This window comes from Paraburkholderia caffeinilytica (genome assembly GCF_003368325.1).
Lineage (GTDB): Bacteria > Pseudomonadota > Gammaproteobacteria > Burkholderiales > Burkholderiaceae > Paraburkholderia > Paraburkholderia caffeinilytica.
In genome coordinates, this window is record NZ_CP031467.1 from 3,332,552 (window position 1) to 3,351,947 (window position 19,396).

Annotated in this window: 20 protein-coding genes and 1 tRNA gene; 17 read left to right on the forward strand and 4 right to left on the reverse strand. The window is 63.5% G+C overall.

Features of this window, described 5'->3' with window-relative positions:
* Position 1 precedes the first annotated feature (1 nt).
* Genes DSC91_RS31255 through DSC91_RS31310 form a run of 12 tightly spaced genes read left to right on the forward strand, consistent with a single transcriptional unit; the run spans position 2 to position 9,706 of the window.
* Positions 2-325 carry an acyl carrier protein gene (locus DSC91_RS31255; protein WP_115782385.1) on the forward strand — a complete coding sequence of 108 codons (324 nt, stop codon included), beginning with the start codon at positions 2-4 and terminating at the stop codon, positions 323-325.
* On the forward strand, positions 325-1,170 hold the full coding sequence (sctJ, locus tag DSC91_RS31260) for a type III secretion system inner membrane ring lipoprotein SctJ (RefSeq protein WP_115782386.1): 846 nt from the start codon (positions 325-327) through the stop codon (positions 1,168-1,170). Before DSC91_RS31255 ends, sctJ begins: the two co-directional genes overlap by 1 nt.
* A complete protein-coding gene (locus tag DSC91_RS31265; RefSeq protein ID WP_115782387.1) occupies positions 1,167-1,742 on the forward strand; it encodes a hypothetical protein in 576 nt (191 codons plus the stop codon). The genes sctJ and DSC91_RS31265 overlap by 4 nt, the downstream gene beginning before the upstream one ends.
* Entirely contained in the window at positions 1,736-2,530 is a 795-nt protein-coding gene (locus DSC91_RS31270) for a FliH/SctL family protein (protein ID WP_115782388.1), read from the forward strand. Before DSC91_RS31265 ends, DSC91_RS31270 begins: the two co-directional genes overlap by 7 nt.
* Positions 2,527-3,498, forward strand: coding sequence for a FliM/FliN family flagellar motor switch protein (locus DSC91_RS31275; RefSeq protein ID WP_115782389.1), 972 nt, complete (start codon positions 2,527-2,529; stop codon positions 3,496-3,498). Before DSC91_RS31270 ends, DSC91_RS31275 begins: the two co-directional genes overlap by 4 nt.
* Complete coding sequence (gene sctR / locus DSC91_RS31280) at positions 3,495-4,139, forward strand: type III secretion system export apparatus subunit SctR (protein ID WP_115782390.1); 645 nt, start codon at positions 3,495-3,497, stop codon at positions 4,137-4,139. Before DSC91_RS31275 ends, sctR begins: the two co-directional genes overlap by 4 nt.
* Positions 4,136-4,411: a type III secretion system export apparatus subunit SctS gene (gene sctS / locus DSC91_RS31285; RefSeq protein ID WP_115782391.1), complete on the forward strand. Its 276-nt coding sequence runs from the start codon at positions 4,136-4,138 to the stop codon at positions 4,409-4,411. The genes sctR and sctS overlap by 4 nt, the downstream gene beginning before the upstream one ends.
* A 2-nt stretch (positions 4,412-4,413) precedes the next feature.
* Positions 4,414-5,136 (forward strand): EscT/YscT/HrcT family type III secretion system export apparatus protein, encoded by a 723-nt coding sequence (locus tag DSC91_RS31290; protein ID WP_115782392.1) that lies wholly within the window; start codon positions 4,414-4,416, stop codon positions 5,134-5,136.
* Complete coding sequence (locus DSC91_RS31295; RefSeq protein WP_115782393.1) at positions 5,133-5,873, forward strand: EscU/YscU/HrcU family type III secretion system export apparatus switch protein; 741 nt, start codon at positions 5,133-5,135, stop codon at positions 5,871-5,873. The genes DSC91_RS31290 and DSC91_RS31295 overlap by 4 nt, the downstream gene beginning before the upstream one ends.
* A gap of 1 nt (position 5,874) precedes the next feature.
* Complete coding sequence (locus DSC91_RS31300) at positions 5,875-7,953, forward strand: flagellar biosynthesis protein FlhA (RefSeq protein ID WP_115782394.1); 2,079 nt, start codon at positions 5,875-5,877, stop codon at positions 7,951-7,953.
* An 11-nt stretch (positions 7,954-7,964) separates the two neighbouring features.
* Positions 7,965-9,290: a FliI/YscN family ATPase gene (locus DSC91_RS31305; RefSeq protein WP_115782395.1), complete on the forward strand. Its 1,326-nt coding sequence runs from the start codon at positions 7,965-7,967 to the stop codon at positions 9,288-9,290.
* A complete protein-coding gene (locus DSC91_RS31310; RefSeq protein WP_115783568.1) occupies positions 9,287-9,706 on the forward strand; it encodes a hypothetical protein in 420 nt (139 codons plus the stop codon). Before DSC91_RS31305 ends, DSC91_RS31310 begins: the two co-directional genes overlap by 4 nt.
* A 200-nt stretch (positions 9,707-9,906) precedes the next feature.
* Here the strand turns inward: DSC91_RS31310 and DSC91_RS31315 are convergent, their stop codons facing one another.
* On the reverse strand, positions 9,907-10,818 hold the full coding sequence (locus tag DSC91_RS31315; RefSeq protein ID WP_162831486.1) for a DUF1521 domain-containing protein: 912 nt from the start codon (positions 10,816-10,818) through the stop codon (positions 9,907-9,909).
* 749 nt (positions 10,819-11,567) lie between these two features.
* On the opposite strand from DSC91_RS31315, the gene acs reads away from it, so the two are divergent.
* The 4 genes from acs to DSC91_RS31335 all read left to right on the forward strand — a co-directional run bounded on the left by acs (position 11,568) and on the right by DSC91_RS31335 (position 16,259).
* The gene (gene acs / locus DSC91_RS31320; protein WP_115783569.1) at positions 11,568-13,550 is read left to right on the forward strand and encodes an acetate--CoA ligase; all 1,983 of its coding nucleotides are present in this window, start codon (positions 11,568-11,570) and stop codon (positions 13,548-13,550) included.
* 148 nt (positions 13,551-13,698) lie between these two features.
* Positions 13,699-14,085: a DUF4212 domain-containing protein gene (locus tag DSC91_RS31325; protein WP_115782397.1), complete on the forward strand. Its 387-nt coding sequence runs from the start codon at positions 13,699-13,701 to the stop codon at positions 14,083-14,085.
* A 4-nt stretch (positions 14,086-14,089) separates the two neighbouring features.
* The gene (locus tag DSC91_RS31330; protein WP_115782398.1) at positions 14,090-16,108 is read left to right on the forward strand and encodes a sodium:solute symporter family protein; all 2,019 of its coding nucleotides are present in this window, start codon (positions 14,090-14,092) and stop codon (positions 16,106-16,108) included.
* A 60-nt stretch (positions 16,109-16,168) separates the two neighbouring features.
* Positions 16,169-16,259, forward strand: a tRNA-Ser gene (locus DSC91_RS31335).
* A gap of 137 nt (positions 16,260-16,396) precedes the next feature.
* On the opposite strand, the gene DSC91_RS31340 is transcribed toward DSC91_RS31335, so the two are convergent.
* Positions 16,397-16,645, reverse strand: coding sequence for a hypothetical protein (locus DSC91_RS31340; protein WP_115782399.1), 249 nt, complete (start codon positions 16,643-16,645; stop codon positions 16,397-16,399).
* A 301-nt stretch (positions 16,646-16,946) separates the two neighbouring features.
* Between DSC91_RS31340 and DSC91_RS31345 the strand changes: the two genes are divergently transcribed.
* Positions 16,947-17,150 (forward strand): hypothetical protein, encoded by a 204-nt coding sequence (locus tag DSC91_RS31345; protein WP_115782400.1) that lies wholly within the window; start codon positions 16,947-16,949, stop codon positions 17,148-17,150.
* A 52-nt stretch (positions 17,151-17,202) separates the two neighbouring features.
* Here DSC91_RS31345 and DSC91_RS38385 read toward each other — a convergent pair whose 3' ends face one another.
* Together DSC91_RS38385 and DSC91_RS31355 are read right to left on the reverse strand one after the other, a co-directional pair.
* Positions 17,203-17,607, reverse strand: a complete 405-nt coding sequence (locus DSC91_RS38385) for a hypothetical protein (RefSeq protein ID WP_115782401.1) — start codon at positions 17,605-17,607, stop codon at positions 17,203-17,205.
* Positions 17,608-17,813: 206 nt separating this feature from the next.
* Positions 17,814-19,265: a sigma-54 dependent transcriptional regulator gene (locus DSC91_RS31355; protein WP_115782402.1), complete on the reverse strand. Its 1,452-nt coding sequence runs from the start codon at positions 19,263-19,265 to the stop codon at positions 17,814-17,816.
* Positions 19,266-19,396 lie beyond the last annotated feature (131 nt).

Consider the following 19,396-nt stretch of genomic DNA (forward strand, 5'->3'; position numbering starts at 1 on the left):
TATGTTGCCACTCCCTGTTAATGCCGTGCCCGCCCCGGCCGATGCATGGTCGCCTGTATCTGTTGCCGCGGTTCGGCCCGCCGATGGCGCGGGCGACGGCAGCGCGTTGATCGAGCGTCTGCTGGCGCGCGCGCAAGATGCCCAGGACGCATCGACACAGCAACTCACGGCGCATCTGGATCAACTCGACGCCGGCCGGATCTCGACCTCGGACATGCTGCGTCTGCAGGCCGACATGGGCGCTTTCTCCGTGCAGGTCCAGATGACGGTGCGCGTCGCCGACGAGACCGGCCGTGCGATCCAGACCCTTTCGCAGCGAAGCTGATGCGCCGCGCCCTGACCCTGTTGCCGATGCTGTTCCTCCTCGCCGGCTGCAGAACCTCGCTTTTCGAAGGCCTGGAGGAGGACCAGGCGAACCGCATCGTCGCCGCGCTGAGCCACCACGGCATCAGCGGCTATAAAGAGCGGAATCCCGATCGGACCTGGAACATCACGGTCGACGACGCCGACGCGGTGCTCGCCACCGAACTGGCAAGCACCTATGCGTTGCCGCGCGGCAGCCATGCGAATCTGGGCGAACTGTTCAGCCGGCAGGGGTTGATCTCGAGCCCCGAGGAGGACCGCGTTCGCTACGTGTACGGGTTATCGCAGGAGCTCGCCGAGACGCTCGAAAAAATGGACGGCGTGCTGCTTGCACGCGTGCATATCGTGCTGCCGGAGAAGGATCCGTTGGACCCGGCTCATGACACGCTGCCGTCGGCCTCGGTGATGCTGCGCTACCGCAGCGACTACAACCTCGAACCGATGCGTGACCGGATTCGCGCGCTGGTCGCGGGCGGCATAGAAGGGCTGACACCGGCGCGCGTGTCGCTGACGCTCGTTCCGGTTACGCCCGTGCTGACCTTCCCGGGAGATTGCCCAATCAACGGAGACGTGGCCAGTGCTGCCGGCGCTGTGCCGGCCACGGTTTGCGCGCAGCCCGGCGGCCACACGCCGTCGCGCGCCACGGCCGTGCTGTGCGTGCTGGCCTTGCTCGTGGCGCTGGGCACCGGCTCGATCTGGCTGTGGCGCTCGGGAAAGCGCGTGTGGTTCAAGCCGAAGAAGCGCGGCGATGCGGCTCCCGCGAGCACCCGTTCGAAGTCCGCGAATCGCGTTGGAGGCGACGCATGAGACACGCCTACACCTGCGCGCCTGCCTACTGGGCGCATCACAGCTGGCTCGAACGAGGGCAACCCGTGCGCGACGAACGCACCGCGCGCGCCGCTCATGCGTTTCTGTTCACCCGTTATCCCCAACTGGTTCAAGTGGCGCTGGCCGACGTGCCGCCGGCGCTGCCGATCTGGCCGCGCCCTGCCTGCGCGCGCTTGTGCCGGATCGTCGCCGCGCTCGCGTTCGCGCCTTCGCTGCGCCGCGTGGTCGCCGTGCAGGCTCGGGCCGCATTTGCGGCCGGCGTCGCGCCGCACATGCTGCGCGAGATCCAGCGGCATGCGCGCGCCAACACGACCGATGTGAACCTCGAGCCGACGCCGTCGCTGTTCAGCCGGCGCGACATGACGGCCGCCGGGCTGGCGCTGACGCTTCGAGCCGCCGCCGATTCGCGCTACGCGTTCTGGTGGAGTCTGCGCTTGCCGCGCGAGATTTCCGAGGCCGCGGTCAACTATCGCGTGTGCGATCTGAGCGCTGCCGGTGCGCGTGAACTGGTCGCCGAGGCTCGCCGTTTGATGGAGGCTCATCCATGCTGATCTGTCGAATGGGTGCCTGGCGGATTGAATCGGACGGACATCTGAGCGCGCATGAGCTGACGTCGCTGGACGGCCTGCGTGCTGCCGACGCGGATCGCGCGGCCGACGCGGCGCTCGAGCGCGGCCGCCTCGGCGCGCAGGTGCGCGAACTCAAGCGCCGGGCATGGCGCCGCGGCCATGCAGCCGGGACGGCGGCGGCGCTGCGTGAACACGCCGGACGCATGGCCGCGGCGGCGTTCGCCGCCCATCGTCTCGAGGACGAACTGACGCAGATCGTCCTTTGCGCGGTGAGCGACATAGTGGGCCAACTGCCGCCTTCGGCGGCGTTGACCAATCAGTTGCGCCGCTCGATCACGGTGGCGCAGTCGCAGCGGCTGATTTCGGTACGCGTCGCGCCGGCCGCATTCGATGACGCGATGCGCCTTATCGCGACTGTCGAGCGGGATCTTGGCGCTCCGCTATGCAGCGTGCTGGCTGATGCGGGACTGCCTGCTCACTCGTGTGTTGTCGAAACCGAGTCCGGCGTGATCGACGGCGGTTTGAAGCTTCAGCTGGGCGCGCTGGAGCGCGGCATCCGCGACAGTGTGGCGGCGGTGCTGCGTGACCATGACTTCGCCGACGGCTCGGGGCGCACGGCGCTCGACACGATCGAGGACGGCGTGCGGCAGACGCTTGCCGCGCTGGCGGCATTTGTGCCCACCACGGCGTCGTCGGCATTGCGCGCCTCGCCGCCCGTGCCGAACGCCGTTCGCGTGGTCCGGCGTCCAGTCGTGCGGGAGACGGCATGAGTCTCTGGTCCGACATGGAAACCGTGACGCTCGCGGACGCCGAGCGCATCAATCTGGCGATTCGCCACTTTGGCAGCCCGCACGCGGTGTCTGTCGGCACGCGGCGCTTTACCTTGCAGTTCGAGCGTTGCCGCGAGCGTTATCCATTGCGCTTGTTGGGCTCCGCGGGGTTGGCGCCGTTCAGCGCCGGCTGCGATGCCGGTGCGCTTGTGCCGGAGCTGACGCAGTCGGTCGTCGACGCGCGCGGCGACGCGGCGCTCGCGCAGGTCGCCGACGCATTGAGTGACTGGCTGTGTGCGTTCGAGGGGCTGTTCGGCTTCACGATCGACCTGACCGCCATTGCGTTCGACGCCGCGGCGGAACCGGGTGCGTACGCGCTCGCGATCACGCATGAGGCGAGCGGCCGCACGGCTCATTTTTCGTTTCGCAACCCGGCGGTCGATGCATGGCTGCGATCGCGTGTGCCGCCGGTGCGCTCCAGGGAGGCACTGCTGAGCCGTCTGTATGCGCGCTTGCCGGTTTGCCTCGCGGGTCCGTCGCTGTCGCTGCCGCGGTTGCGACGGATCGCAGTGGGCGACGCGTTGTTGTTCGACCGTCATTCGAGTTATCTGCGTGTGCCGTTGCGAACGGGCACGTGCCGAATTCTGCTGAAATTCACTGAGGAGTACACCTTGATAAACCACGTCATGACCGATGAAACCCAGCCTGTCGAAATGAGCAGCGAGCTGCTGCCCATCGACGCCATCACTTTCGCGTTCGAGGCGGTACTCGGCACGTTGTCGCTGTCGGTGGCCGAACTGGCGCATCTGCGCGAAGGGTCGATCGTTGCGTTCCGGCTGCCGGCGAGCGAGCGCAAAGTCACGCTCCTGTGCCAAGGCATTCCGTTTGCTCGCGGCGAATTGATCGATATCGACGGTGCGATGGGCGTGCGTGTCACGCGGCTGACTCACGAGGACCTGCCGGCATGACCGCTCAACTCGATCCGTTGCAGGTCGTTAGTGTGTTTTTCATGCTCGGCCTGCTGCCGCTCGCGGTCGTGATGACGACCTCGTTCACCAAGTTCAGCATCGTGCTGACGCTGCTGCGCTCCGCGCTCGGCGTGCAGCAGGCGCCGAGCAATCTGGTGATTTCCGGCATCGCTCTCGCGGCGACCCTGGTGGTCATGGCGCCCACACTGTCGAAGATCGAAGCCGCGTTCGATACCGGCGACGATGCGCAAACTGCCATGCCTCGGCCCGCCGAACTGGTGCAGGCCGTGCGCGGTCCGCTCGGCGATTTCATGATGAAGCACTCGCGGCCCGACGAACGGCAATTTCTCGTCGGTGCGGCGAAACGGATCGATCCGCAGCGCGACGCGCGCGAAACAGACTTGCAATTGCTGATTCCTGCATTCCTGATCAGCGAGATATCGAGCGGATTCGAGGCGGGCTTCCTGCTCTATATCGCATTTCTGGTGGTGGACCTGGTGGTCGCCAACGTACTGAGCGCGATGGGCATGATGATGCTCTCGCCAAGCACGGTGTCGATTCCGTTGAAGCTGTTTATCTTCGTGTCGGTATCGGGCGTCTCCAGGCTCATGCACGGCCTGATCGTCAGCTATGCAAAATGAACGGCGCGCCTTCTCTCACCACGTTGACCAGCGACGCGCTGATGCTGGTGTTCTGGCTGTCTCTGCCGGCGCTCGCGGTGGCCACCGCTGTCGGTCTGCTGATCGGGCTGTTGCAGTCGATTACGCAGATTCAGGACCAGAGCCTGCCGTACGGCGCGAAGATCATCTGTGTGGGCTTCGTGCTGGTGGTCACCGCGCCGTGGGCGAGCCGCGAACTCACGCGTTTCATCTCGCATGTGTTCACCTTTATCGCGGCGGGGCGCTTGCATTGAGCATGGACCACATCCGCTATCTGGAAGGTTTTGCGTTCTGTACGATCCGGCCCGCCGTCGCGCTTTTCATGATCCCATTCGGGCAGAGCGGCTCGCTGGGAATCGTGCTGCGACTACCCGTCATGCTCGCAGTCGCCATGTTGCCCGGCCAGGTCGGCTGGCCTCCGCGCCTGCCGTTGGCGATTTGCCTGGAACTCGCGACCGGGGCCGCGCTCGGCCTGCTGCTCGGCACGATCTTTCATGCCGCGGCGGCGGCCGGCGCCGTGCTCGACCAGCAGGGCGGCTACGGAAGCGCCGCCATTTATGATCCGCACTTTCAGGAAGAGGCGGCGCTCTTCGAAACGCTGTTCCTGCAGTTCGCCGCGTTGACGCTGTTCACGGGGCCGGGTTTGTCGTTGCTGTTCGGTTTCTTCACGGACGCGTGGATGCTGTGGCCGCCCGGTCGGTGGCGCGGCGATCTGGCCGACCTATTCCAGCAGCTTGCGCTGCGCAATCTCGCCAACTCGTTCAGCGAGGGCGTGCGTCTCGCGAGCCCGTTGCTCGGTCTCATGCTCCTTGTCGATATCGCGTTCGGTCTGATGTCACGGCATGCGAAGCGGCTCAATCCGTTTACGACCGCGCGCACCGTGAAAGCTGCGGTTTTAACGTTCGCCACCGTGCTCAGCGTGCCTGCGTTATTCGCGCAATTGCGCGCCGCGTTCGATTCCGTGATCCATTTGCGATGAGCAACAAAACCGAAGCCCCGACGCCCAAACGGATTCGGCGCGCCCGCCAGGACGGCGAGATCGCCAAAAGCACGCATTTGACCGTGGTGTTCAGCGGCCTGTGCTGGTGGCTGTATCTGTTCATCGAGGGGCCTGAATGGTACGCACTCGGTGGCCGGCTGATCCTGCATGTGACGACACTGGATGCCTCGCGCGATTTCGGCGACCGGCTTGCGTCGACGTTTGCCGCGCTGACCGCCTTTACGGCGCCGGTATTGACGGCGCTTGGTGTCGGTGCGCTCGCGGTGCTGGTGCCCGAGTTGGTGCAAACGCGTGGACTGCTCGCGTGGAAGCGTGTGATGCCTGATCTCAAGCGCCTGAATCCCGTCGAAGGACTCAAGCAGATGTTCAGCCTGCGCCTGGTGTGGGACACGGTTCTCACCCTCGTTCAGTTCACGATCCTGCTGTTCCTGTTCGGCCAGGCGCTCGCTGTCTGGTTGCGCCAGCTTGCCCCGGCATGGGCGTTTTCATTGCCGGTTCATCTCGGCTACACGGCAATGTCGCACTCGCATCTGCTGGCCTGGATGGCCGCTTCGCAGATCGCGCCCGGCGTTGCCGACTACGTCGTCCAGCGCTTTTTGTGGCTGCGCGGGCTACGCATGGATAAAAGCGAAATCAAACGCGAATATCGCGACGACGAAGGCGATCCTTACGTAAAAAGCCGTCGTCGCGCGCTTCATCGGGAGCTTGGCCAATAAGATGTCGAACCGTTCCATTCTCAGCCGCTACGATCTATCGGCCTTCTTCGCGCGTCACGCGGACCTCGCAATCGGCGTCGGCATTCTGGCGGTCCTGGCATTGCTGATCGTGCCCGTGCCGCCGTTCGTACTCGACCTGTTCATCTGCTTGAGCTTCGCTTCCGGTCTGACCATGCTGACCGCCACGCTGTATGTGTCGAAAGCCGCGGATCTCGCCAGCTTCCCGTCGCTACTGCTGATCACCACTTTGTTGCGCCTCGCGTTGGCCATTGCATCGACCAAAATGATTCTGCTCCACGCGCACGCCGGCCAGATCATCGGCGCGTTCGGCGAAATGGTGGTGGGCGGCAACGTGGCGGTGGGCCTCGTGGTGTTTGTCGTGCTGGCGGCGATTCAGTTCATTGTCGTGGCGAAAGGCGCGGACCGCGTCGCGGAAGTGGCGGCCCGCTTCACGCTCGACGGCATTCCGGGGCGCCAGATGAGTATCGACGCCGACATGCGCAACGGTGTGGTCACGGCCGCCCAGGCAAGCCGGTTGCGGGCGTCGCTCGAACGCGAAACTTATTTCTACGGTTCGCTCGACGGCGCGATGAAATTCGTCAAGGGCGATGCGGTGGCCGGGCTCGTCGTCGCGCTCGTGAATATCGTTGGCGGACTGGCGGTCGGTATCGCGCAGCGCGGCATGTCGTTTGCCGACGCACTGCACACGTACACGATCCTGACCGTGGGTGACGGCCTGGTGTCGCAGATTCCGTCGCTGATCGTGTCCGTGGCCGCCGGTATCCTGGTCACCCGGGTGAGTGGCGCCGAAGGCGCGGATGCCCATCTCGGCAGCGATATCTACAGGCAACTGGCGGGGCATCCCAAAGCGATCGGCATGGCCGGTGTGGCCTGTCTTTCGCTGGGGGCGATTCCTGGTTTTCCGCACGTGCAATTCCTCGTAGCCGGCGCCCTGTTGCTTGCGCTCGCGCTGACCCTGATGCGCAACGCCTCGCTCGCGGCCAATTCGCAGCGTGCACTCATGCCCGGCATGACGCGCGACGGCGGCAACTATGTGCCGCGTATTCTCGACGACGTCGAACTGGGCACCAGTGCGGCGTTGCGCTTGCGCCTTGGCGTACAGGCATTCGATGCGTTGCGGCCCGAGGCGCTGAACCGGCAGCTTGGCCAGTTGCGCCGCAAGCTGATGGTCGAACTGGGCGTGCCGTTTCCGGGTCTTGCGCTGCTGCGCGACGCGCGTCTCGCGCCTGAGCGTTACATCGTCGATATCGAGGACGTGCCGTTTGCAAGCGGCACGCTGGTCGGTGCGCATATGCTGGTGAGCGGCGATGAGAAGCACGTTGTATTCGACGGTGTCGCGGGTTACCGGCCACGAGCGGAGAAATCGGTCTGGGTGTCGAGCGCGATGGCTGCGTCGATCGACGACCCGGACATTCACAAGGCAAGCGTCGACGAGGCGCTATGCGAGCACCTCGCCGAAATCTGCGAACGCTCGGCGGCCGATTTTCTCGGCACTCAGGAGACGCGCTTTTTACTCGACCAATTGTCGATCGAATTTCGGGAATTGGTCGAGCAGGCCGGTCAGGCCGCGACGACGGTGCAACTTGGCAGCGTGCTGCGGCAATTGGTGCAGCAACGCGTGCCGATCCGCAATTTGCGCGCGATTCTTGAAGGCGTCGTGCACGTGCCGGCGTCCGAGCGAACCATCGACCGGATGGTACGCCAGGCGCGCATCGAGCTCGGGCCGCAGATCGCGCGCCGCTACGCTGACCTGGAGACGTGGACCATCTTCGCGGCTGTGCTGGAACCGTCGTGGGAAGCAGCTCTCGAAGTGCAGATCCGAAGCGGTGTCGACGGCGAGCCGCAATGCGTGCTCTCAGTGGAAGAACTGGAGCGCGCGCAGCGCATTCTGACGGCAGGGCCGGCAGGGGTCGCGCTGATCGTGACCAATGCGGTCGTGCGTCCGCATCTTGCGCGGTTGTTGCACGACTTCGGTCAGCGCATCGAGGTGCTGGCCATCGAAGAAATTCCCCTCGACGTCTACCGTATTCAAGCAGTCGCGACGCTGGGCGCGGCGTAAAAGGGGAGGTCATGCAATCGTTGGGAAAGAATGCGCCGGTGTTTGCGTCCGTGCCGACGTTGCACGGACGGGTGGTCGAGGCGCGCGGGGTCATCGCGCGGGTCGTGGGCGTGTCGTTGCGGATCGGCGAGAAGGTGCGGCTCGTGCGTCCGGACACGCTCGAGGCACAGTACGGGGAAGTCGTCGGGTTTGCGCATGACGGCGCGCTGGTCATGCCGCTTGCCGGGCTGAACGGTCTGTCGAATATCACCGAGGTACAAGGCTGTGGTGCGAGTTGGGGCACGTTCGACGCGCCAGGGCTGCTCGGCCGCGTGGTAGACGGGCTGGGCAATCCGCTCGACGGCGGACCCGCGCTGCAACAGCTCGCCCCCACGGCTGTTGTGCGAGTCGAGCCAGGAGTGACCCTCAACCCGCTCGAGCGGCCGGTCATCGCCAAGCCGTTCGCCACCGGCGTGCGGGCTATCGACGGCCTGCTCACCTGCGGCGTGGGTCAGCGCACCGGCATCTTCGCCCCGGCGGGCGGCGGCAAGAGCACCATCATGGGCATGATCGCGAACGGCGCGTCGACCGACGCGATCGTCGTGGCCTTGATCGGCGAACGCGGCCGCGAGGTGGCCGAATTCATTCACGACCACCTCGAGCGCCGGCGCGTGTCGACGGTCGTGATCGCCGCGACGTCCGATCGTCCTGCCGCCGAGCGGATCAAGGCGGCGGAACTGGCAGCGCAAGTCGCCGTCGGGCTGCGCGCGAGCGGACGGCACGTTCTGTTGCTGTTCGATTCGCTGACCCGCTATGCGCGCGCATTGCGCGAACTCGGCCTGGCAGTCGGCGAGCCGCCTTTGCGAGGCGGTTTTCCGCCGAGTGTGTTTGCACAGCTACCGCGCTTGATCGAATCGGCCGGTGCGACGGCGCAGGGCAGCATCACCGCGTTCTACACCGTGCTCGCCGACGAGACCGATCTATCCGATCCGGTCGCGGAGGAGGCGCGCTCGTTGCTCGACGGGCATATCCAGCTATCCTCGAAGTTGGGCGCGGCCGGCCACTATCCCGCCATCGACATTCTGCGTAGCCGCAGCCGCCTGATGACGCGCGTTTCCAGCGCCGCTCATCAAGCGGAGGCGAACCGGGTGCGCGACTGGCTCGCGCGCTACGAGGAAATTGAACTGTTGCTGCAGATCGGCGAATATCAGCGCGGCCGCGATGCGGACACTGATCGGGCCATCGACCAACGCCCGGCGATCCAGCGCTTTCTGCGCCAGCCCTACGACGCGAGTTGTTCCTGGCGCGATACGGGCATGCAATTGCATGCACTGAGTGTCGGCGATCGATGGACATGACGCACAGCATTTCCCGGTTGGCCGAATTCTGGCGCTTGCTCGCACGCGTGCGGCGCTTGCGGGTCCAGCGCCGGTTACGCGAGATGGCGGTCGCGCGCCATGGCGAGCGCCGTGCGGCGGCCGAGGTAGCCGCGCGGCGCGCGGTGCTGGAGCGGCACGCCGAAGAACGGTTGCGCGTGCTAGCTGCCTGCCAGGGCGACTCGCGCGCAAGCCGGCAATGGCATGCGACCTTGCGTGCACACGACGCGCGCATGCCGGCATTGCGTCGTCAGTTGACGGAGGCCGAGATGGCGCACGCCGACGCGTGCGAAGCGGCCGCGCAAGCGCTAACGAACTGGCGACGCGAGACGATCATGCAGGACGACGCTACTGCAAGGGCTCGCGATTGTCTGATCCGTTTGCGTGACCCTGGCTAGCACCGCACACTGTTACCCAAGGCCGTCCACGATGAGCGGCAACAATAGTGCCGGGCGACCTGAAAAGAGTCGCCCGGTTTTTTAAGGCTCGTGTCTGCCTCTTCACCAACGCGTTGTTCCGTGCCCGGCGCGCGTCCACACCGTTCGCCGGCCAGCCTGTACCGCCCGCGCCGGCGACTCGGGCTCCGCAAACGGCGCTGTTACGCCTTGGCGCGGTTGAAGTCGCTCTGCGTCGGCTGCTTGCCGGTGGTCGGGTCGATCCAGCCCGTGCCGTCACGAGCGGCCACCAGGGTATAGCCGTCCGGCGTGGCGTTGTCCAACTGACGGCCGTCGCGGCTCTTCTGGATGGTCAGGCCCGCGCTGTTCTGTTCGCTGAGGCCTTTGACGACGTACCCCTGGTTGCCGCGCGTGATGGTGACGTCGTCCGCAAAGGAGACCTTCGGGTTGTTCTTCGCCGCTTGCGTGCCGACTGTGATCTTGGTGGTGTCCGGTAGTGTGAACGTCATCGGGCCGTTGAACATCGCTGAGCTCTTGTTGCCCGAGTTGGCGTGCTGATCGATGTGCGGGTCGCCGTAGATCTTGGTCGTGTCGCCGGTTTTCGCGTTGGTCATGACCATCGAGGAATCGGCCTTGTTGAAGTTGAGCTTGTAGTCGCCGAGGTCGATGCTTGCCTTGTTATTGGTGACGGCGGTGTTGCTCCATTGCGTGCCGTTGCTTGTGCCGCAGCAGTTGCTGTCGTTGCGCGGCGGCGTGCGGTCGTGCTCGCGATAGTCGATGTCGATGCGGCAGTCGCGCTGCGTGTTGCCACGGCCGCCATACGGATCGTCCCGGCGATCGCAGCGCGCCGGCGGTTGGGCGTAAGACGAGCTGCGGCTGATCGTCATGGATTGGGCCATGAAGCTACTGCTCGCGTCATTCCCCGAGGCGTAGTTGCTCATGGCGAACGTTGCCTTCGAGTAGTTGCTCAGCATATTGGACATCCGCGACGACGAGTCGCGAGCGCCGAATGCGCCGGCATTCGAAAGCTGCGACTGCGTGGCGAGGTTCGAAAAAATATTCGCGTGAGCCTGGATCGCGAGGGAAAGCTGATTGGTTTGCATCGCTGCTTGCATGTCGATATTCCTGAAAAAGTCGGCCTGACTGGACATCCGGAACCGCGTTGCCGACGATGTGGAATGGGCTCCGTGTCCGACATGTTAGAGAAATCGAATTTTAATGAGGCATACTTATTTATAGGGGATCCGTGGAATACGAACTGTTCGGCACTTGATCGCAGAGGGCGGAATTCATATCCCGCCATGATGAGACTCAGGCGAGCCGTCGGGCTCGCGAGGCGCCGCCGGCAAGCGGCCCTGCGGGTCGGCGATACGTGCCGCGGTGGATTTATCTGGATCGTATCCGGGTGTTCTTCAAGGCTGCCGCGAGCGCTTGAAGGTAGCCGGGATTTCGGTCGGGCGGCATCGTGTCGTTCGACAGGCCGGCGCCTCGGCGCTCGCGGATCGCCATGGAAAACTACGATCCACCCCAGGAGTAACCCTAAGTCCTTTTGCCCGAATAGCGATACCACGTTCCCGTCACAGGCATGCAACCATCACATTGTCAGATTGCATGGGTTAACATTGGAGACTGTAAGCGGCAAGGCAAAACGCGTCTTGGCTACCGTACCGCTTCGCGTAAGTAGCGGGTAAGTTGAGGCCTTTATTGTGTTCGAAAGTCGGCGAGCGATCGCGTGCATGGTGCGGCGCGGCAGGGGAATCAGGCTGACGAATACCGGAAACACTAGCCGCAATTCCGAACAACATGGCGCGCCATCGGCGCACCGGCACAGGTTTTACGTTTCATCTTCACCAAGGGGTTGTCGATGTCTGCGATTGAATCGGTTCTTCACGAACACCGTGTTTTCCCGCCCTCCGCTGAAGCAGCGGCCGGTGCGACGATTTCCGGCATGGATGCGTACCGGGCGCTGGCCGCCGAAGCGGAGCGCGATTACGAAGGTTTCTGGGGGCGCCTCGCACGCGAGACGCTAAGCTGGAACACGCCCTTCACCAAGGTGCTCGACGAATCGAAGGCACCTTTCTACACGTGGTTCGACGACGGCCAGCTGAACGCGTCATATAACAGCATCGACCGTCATGTCGAAGCCGGTAATGGCGAGCGCGTCGCGATCATCTTCGAAGCCGACGACGGCACCGTCACCAACGTCACCTACCATGATCTGCTGCAACGTGTATCGCGCTTTGCGAATGCACTGAAAAAACGCGGCGTGAAGAAGGGCGATCGCGTCGTGATCTATATGCCGATGTCGATCGAAGGCATCGTCGCGATGCAGGCGTGCGCGCGGATCGGTGCAACGCATTCGGTCGTGTTCGGCGGCTTTTCGTCGAAGTCGCTCAATGAGCGGCTGGTCGACGTGGGCGCCGTCGCGCTCGTCACCTCCGACGAACAGATGCGCGGCGGAAAGGCCCTGCCGCTCAAGAACATCGCCGACGAAGCCATTGCCATGGGCGGCTGCGATGCGGTGAAGAGCGTGATCGTCTACCAGCGCACCGGCGGCAAGATCGCATGGAACGAAAGCCGCGATCTGTGGATGCACGAACTCACGCAGGCCGAATCGGATCAATGCGCGCCGGAGTGGGTCGGCGCCGAGCATCCGCTTTTCATCCTGTACACGTCGGGTTCGACCGGCAAGCCGAAGGGCGTGCAGCACAGCACCGGCGGCTATCTGCTGTGGGCCGCGCAGACCATGAAGTGGACGTTCGACTGGAAGCCCACGGACGTGTTCTGGTGTACCGCCGACATCGGCTGGATCACCGGCCATAGCTACATCACGTATGGTCCGTTGACGCTCGGCGGCACCCAGGTCGTGTTCGAAGGCGTGCCGACCTATCCGAACGCCGGCCGCTTCTGGGACATGATCGCGAGGCACAAGGTCACCCTGTTCTATACCGCGCCGACCGCGATCCGCTCGCTGATCAAGGCCGCCGAAGCGGACGAAAAAGTGCATCCGAAGAGCTACGATCTGTCGACGCTGCGCATCATCGGCACGGTCGGCGAGCCGATCAATCCGGAAGCGTGGGTGTGGTATCACGAGAACGTCGGCGGCGGCCGTTGCCCGATCGTCGATACGTGGTGGCAAACCGAAACCGGCGGCCACATGATCACGCCGCTGCCGGGCGCCACGCCGCTGGTGCCGGGTTCGTGCACGCTGCCGCTGCCGGGCATCATGGCGGCTGTCGTCGATGAAACCGGCCAGGACGTGCCGAACGGGCAGGGCGGCATTCTGGTGGTGAAGCGCCCATGGCCGTCGATGTTGCGCAACGTGTGGGGCGATCCGGACCGTTACAAGAAGAGCTACTTCCCCGAAGAACTCGGCGGCACGCTATATCTCGCCGGCGATGGCGCGGTGCGCGACAAGGAAACCGGCTACTTCACGATCATGGGCCGCATCGACGATGTGCTCAACGTGTCCGGCCACCGCCTCGGCACTATGGAGATCGAGTCGGCGCTGGTGTCGAACCCGATCGTGGCTGAAGCGGCCGTGGTGGGACGCCCTGATGCGACCACCGGCGAAGCCGTATGCGCATTCGTGGTGCTCAAGCGCGCGCGTCCCGAAGGTGAAGACGCGGTGAAGCTCGCCAACGAACTGCGCAACTGGGTTGCCAAGGAGATCGGTCCGATCGCCAAGCCGAAGGACATCCGCTTCGGCGAGAACCTGCCGAAGACGCGTTCGGGCAAGATCATGCGCCGCCTGTTGCGCTCGCTCGCGAAGGGCGAGGAGATCACCCAGGACGTGTCCACCCTGGAGAACCCGGCGATTCTCGATCAGCTCGGCGAGTCGCTCTGAGCTTGAATTTGCCTGGGTCTGCAGCACGGGTGTGCCGGACGATGCGCCCTTGACCGGACCCAGGTATCAGGCACTGGGCTTAGGCAGTGAAAGCCACCGCGCGGACAATCCCGATTGCCTGCCCGGTGGCTTTTTGATACATAGGCGCATGGCCGCGCCACACCACTCTTCTCACGCTACGCTCAATCCCGCGCCCGAACCGCCAGCGGTCTCGGCAGCGATGGCACGCGCGCATCGGAAGTACTGGCGCTTCAATCTCGCGTTGATCGCGACGCTGATGACGGTCGGCTTCGCGGTGTCGTTCGTTTTGCCGCTGGTGGCGCCGGCGTTGAATCAGGTCCGTTTCATCGGCTTCAGGTTGCCGTTCTACTTCGGTGCGCAAGGGGCGATTCTGATCTACGTTGCGTTGATCGTCGTTTATATCGTGCTGATGCAGCGCGCCGACCGCCGTCTGCAACGTGCTTTCGATGCGGATGCGGGTGCCGGTGCCGGCGCCAGGGCCGACTCCACCGCGCTCAGTGCGCGCGGAGGCTGAGCCGATGAAGCTCACGAACCGGCTGATCCGCTCATACGCGCTCTATACGCTCGGCTTCCTGCTATTCATTTACGTGATGTGGCGCATCGAGCGGATCACAGGCCCCGGCGTCTGGATCGGCTATGTGTTCCTGTTTGTGCCGATCGCGGTGTATGCGGTGATCGGCTTGCTGTCGCGCACGTCCGATCTCGTCGAATACTACGTGGCCGGGCGGCGCGTGCCGTCCTTCTTCAATGGCATGGCGACGGCGGCCGACTGGTTGTCCGCGGCGTCGTTTATCGGCCTCGCCGGGTCGATCTATGCGACCGGATACGACGGTCTCGCGTATCTGATGGGCTGGACCGGCGGCTATTGCCTCGTCGCGTTCCTGCTTGCGCCGTACGTGCGCAAACTTGCGCGCTATACGATTCCCGATTTTCTCGGCACGCGCTTTTCGAGCAACGCGGTGCGTGGACTCGCTGCGTTGGCGGCGATTCTCTGCTCGTTCGTCTATCTGGTTGCGCAGATTCAGGGCGTCGGCTTGATTGCGACACGTTTTATCGGCGTGGATTTCGCGGTCGGCATTTTCTGCGGACTCGCGGGCATTCTGGTGTGCTCGTTTCTCGGCGGCATGCGTGCCGTGACGTGGACCCAGGTTGCGCAATACATCATCCTGATCGCGGCCATCCTGATTCCCGTATCGATGATCGCGCATAAGGACGGCCTCGGCTGGGTGCCGCAGTTCAACTATGGGCGCTTGATGGAGCGCGTCGAAGGCCTGGAGAAGCAGGTGCGAGAGGCACCGCTCGAGCAGACCGTACGCGACGATTATCGACAGCGCGCCGCGCTGATGCAGATGCGGCTCGACACGTTGCCGCAATCGTTCGTCGACGAGAAGCTGCGCCTCACGCAGGAAGTCGCGGACTTGCGTCGCCACAACGGCCCGCTGCGCGAGATCAAGGAGCGCGAGCGGGCGCTCGAACAATTTCCACGCGATGCCGCCGCGGCACAGATCGTCTGGACCCAACGCCGCGACGAAATGCTGATGCGCGCGGCCGCGCCGGTGCCGATGCACGAGCCGTTTCCCGTCACGAGCGAAGAAGACCGGCGCACTCACGAACGTAATTTCCTGTCGTTGCTGCTGTGTCTCTCGCTTGGCACCGCGAGCTTGCCGCACATCCTGACGCGCTACAACACGACGACCTCGGTGGCATCCGCACGACGCTCGGTCGGCTGGACGCTGTTCTTCGTCGCACTGTTCTATCTGACGGTGCCCGTGTTGGCAGTGCTGATCAAGTACGAGATATTGACCAACCTGGTCGGCCATCATTTTGCCGATTTGCCGCAGTGGCTCACGCAGTGGCGCAAGGTCGAGCCGAGTCTGATCAGCCTTGCCGACACAAACGGCGACGGTATCGTGCGCTGGAGCGAGATCCAGATGCAGCCGGATATGGTGGTGCTCGCCGCGCCCGAGATCGCGGGGCTGCCGTATGTGATGTCAGGCTTGATCGCGGCCGGTGCATTGGCCGCGGCGCTCTCGACCGCGGATGGTCTGCTGCTGACGATCGCCAACGCGTTATCGCACGACGTCTACTATCACATGGTCGATCCGGCCGCATCGAGCCAGCGGCGCGTGACGATCTCGAAGATTCTGTTGTTGGGAGTGGCGTTGTTCGCGTCGTATGTGGCGTCGCTGAATACGGGGAATATTCTGTTTCTGGTGGGCGCGGCGTTTTCGCTGGCGGCGTCGAGCCTGTTTCCGGTGCTGGTGCTGGGTGTGTTCTGGAAGCGCACCACGCGGCTTGGGGCGGTGGCGGGCATGGTGGCGGGGCTGGTGGTGTGCATTTACTACATCGTGTCGACGTATCCGTTCTTCACGCAGTTGACGGGCTTCGCGGGTGCGCGGTGGTTCGGCATCGAGCCGATCAGTTCGGGCGTGTTCGGCGTGCCGGCCGGGTTCCTGGTGGCGATCGGGGTGAGTCTGCTGGACCGGAAACCGGATGCTTATACGAGGGCGCTGGTGGACTATATCCGGCATCCTTAGACGGGTTTGCGCATCAGTGTGGCGCAGGGCGCGAAGTTTGCTATAATTCGGCTCCCCGCCGGAGAGATGGATGAGCGGTTTAAGTCGCACGCCTGGAAAGCGTGTATAGGTTAATAACCTATCGGGGGTTCGAATCCCCCTCTCTCCGCCAGAACTCGCCCAAGTGCTTGGGCAACTCGGAAAATCCCGGTAAATCAAAAGCTTCGATTCCTGCGGTCCACGGCGAGTGGTGCCCACAGGACTCGGCGAACATGAGAAAAACACCGGGACGGGTGCGCCAGGACGGCGTTAGCCCTTGCTGCCTGCCACCCGGCGGGCGATACCGTTTGAGACTTGAGCTTCGAGTTCATCCAGTTGCACCAGCAAGGTGTCCAGCGAGCGCAATTGTGCGTTGGTCAGGTGCTGCGCATCGAGCAGCTGATGGAGCCGCCCACGCCAGTAGGCGCCCGGCAAGATCGGTCCCGCGAGGTCCCCGATCATTGATGCGCCCATCACCCGCGCAAGATGTGCGATTTCGAGGTCGAGTAACGTGACCATGGCTTCCCCCGCAACGTCCGTTCTTGTTGTGCAACGAAGAGCTGCTACAACCCTAGTCCAAACGCCGCAGATTGACAATTGGGTCGGTTATCAATCGTTTCGCTAAAGCCGTGCGCCTTTTATCCCGGAGATTCACGCTCCCAGAGATCCACTCCGCATCACATGCAAACTGACGGCCAGCATTTCTCCTGGCATGACAGAGAATGTCAAAGACTCAGGTTACTGGTCGTTTCAATTTGCCCAATCTGCTTACAAAGTATCTCTGTATCCTTCAGCACACAACGATGAAGGAGGATGCGCCATGAAAACGATACTCAAAACGCTGGCGAGCGTGCCGGCATTTCCACTCGCACTTTCCCTTGCCGCAAGTGCCGCCCTGCTGAGCGGCTGTGCGCTGTATGTGCCTGATTCGCCGGGCGTGCTTGTCGCGCCGCAAGGCGGGCCACAAGGTGGTCCTGGCAACGGTTTCTGTCCGCCTGGACAGGCGAAAAAGGGGAATTGCTGACGAGAAGGAAGATGAAACACAGAGGGCGCCCGCGGGCGCCCTCTGTGTTTCATCAAGTCGAATGGCTGATTGCGATGTGCTGGCTGTGGTGAAGCTTCGCGCTCACCCGCGCATGCGAGTGGGAACGCGCGTGATCTGTTTGAGCCGCATGAAGACTCTTCCGGCTCGTTTGCGAGTCGGCACGGTCCGCCTGCGTGTCCGATCGGTCCGCCGCGCGGGCAAGGCCGACATCGCGGTCGCCTGAATTAAAGCCGTTGGTATTGCTGACGCCCTTGCTGCTCATGTGGCCTGCGGACATGCCACCCGCGTTGCCGCCCAGACCACTGTGTCCGGCCCCGCCGCTGCCTCCCGCTCCGCCGCTTCCACCGTTCCCGCCTCCATTGCCCCCCGCTGCCGCCAAGGCCGACACGGACGCAAGCGCCAGGAGGCTTGCAGCAATCCATTGCGCTGTTTTCATTTTCGCTTTCCCGAAGTCTACTGAGTGCTTCGATTGTACGAACGGCGCGCAGCGGTAACGCCGAACACTTGTAATCAACTGTAAGAGGTGCGATCTGGTCGCCGCGGATCGGCTTCGATTCCTGAGCCAATTGCGACTATCCGGGCAGGTCGGCTCCGAACCAAATGTGGCGGCTTCCCGTTTTGACGAAACCGGACAGTCGCAAATCAGATGGATACATCTCCATTCAGTTCTTCATCCGCATCTTCTGCGACGTGCATTCCGTACGCGACCATTCGCCGATACAGCGTGCAGCGCGAAATTCCGAGGGCCGTCGCCGTTTCTCCCAGCCGGTAATCGTGCCGCAGCAAGGCGGTTTCGATTGCGCTGCGCTCGGCCTGTTCGCGGATACGATCAAGCGTCGCCGTTTGTCCAGCCGACTCCGATTCGAGGTCGAGATCGTGGGGTGTCAGCAGCCTGCCTTCGGCCATGACGATCGCGTGACGTACGCGGTTGATCAACTCGCGCACGTTCCCCGGCCAGTGGTAGTGGTGCATGGCGTCGATGGCCGATGGCGTGAAGCCGTGAATCTTGTGGCTGCTGTCGGTCTTGTACTTCTGCAGGACGTAGTGAGCGAGCACGTCGATGTCCTTGCCGCGGGCGCTGAGCGGCGGTTCATTGACGCGCAGCACGCACAGGCGATGGAACAGGTCGGCGCGGAAGCGGCCGGCGAGTATCGCGGCTTCGAGATCGACGTGGGTCGCTGAGATGATGCGTATGTCGACGGGAATCGATTCGTTGCCGCCGAGCCGTTCAATTTTGCCTTCCTGCAGAAAGCGCAGCAGGCCCGCCTGGGCTTCGAACGGCATGTCGCCAATTTCATCGAGGAACAGGGTGCCCCCGTTCGCCGATTCGATGCGGCCAATCCTGCGCTCGTTTGCGCCTGTGAACGCGCCACGTTCGTAGCCGAATAGTTCAGACTGCAAAAGATGACTCGGAATCGCGCCGCAATTGATCGCAACGAAAGGTGCTTTGCTGCGCGGCGAGCACCTGTGAATCGCGAGGGCGGTGAGTTCTTTTCCGGTACCTGACTGGCCGGAGATGAACACGCTGGCGTTCGTATTGGCAATCTTGCGAATGGTGCTGAAAAGCTGCTGCATGGCTTCGCAGCTGCCCACCATCGCATCGTCGTCCATGAGCGAGGTATCGGCGGCCGTATCGACGTAATCCAATTCCGCCATGCCTCGCGCATGCCCGAGCGCATGCGAAATCCAATCGGGAGGCAGCGGCAGCGTGAGGTAGTCGAAACAATAGTTGCGAATCAGTTCGCGAACCGCCTTGCTTTCCGACTGGCCTTCAGCCGTGATTGCCACCCAGCCGATCGCCGTCTGGCTCAGACATGCCTTGAGGATAGGAAAGTCGCGTGGCGTGAAACCGTCGAAATCGATGAGACCGGCGGCGACGCCTGACTTCTTCGTTGCAGCCTCGGCGCCGGTGGCGGTTTTCGCCACGACGACTTCCCAGCCGGCTGAGCGCATCTCTGCGAGGAGCGCGTTGTTAGGTGCGCGAGCAACGCAGATCACGCGGCGTGGGGTGTCCGACTTGGACGGGGGCGCCGACTGCGTTGAGCCGGCCGTCACGCAAGAACCCGCTCGGACATCGTCAGGTGATTTTGGCATGATATTCCCCGATTCCTTCTTATTCCTTCTTATTTCATTGCCCGCCTGAAAATCGGCAGTACAACGACGTTTGGTACTTCGATGCTACTCGCTACTGACGCCGCAAAAAAAGAGAATCTCGATGCTGTTGC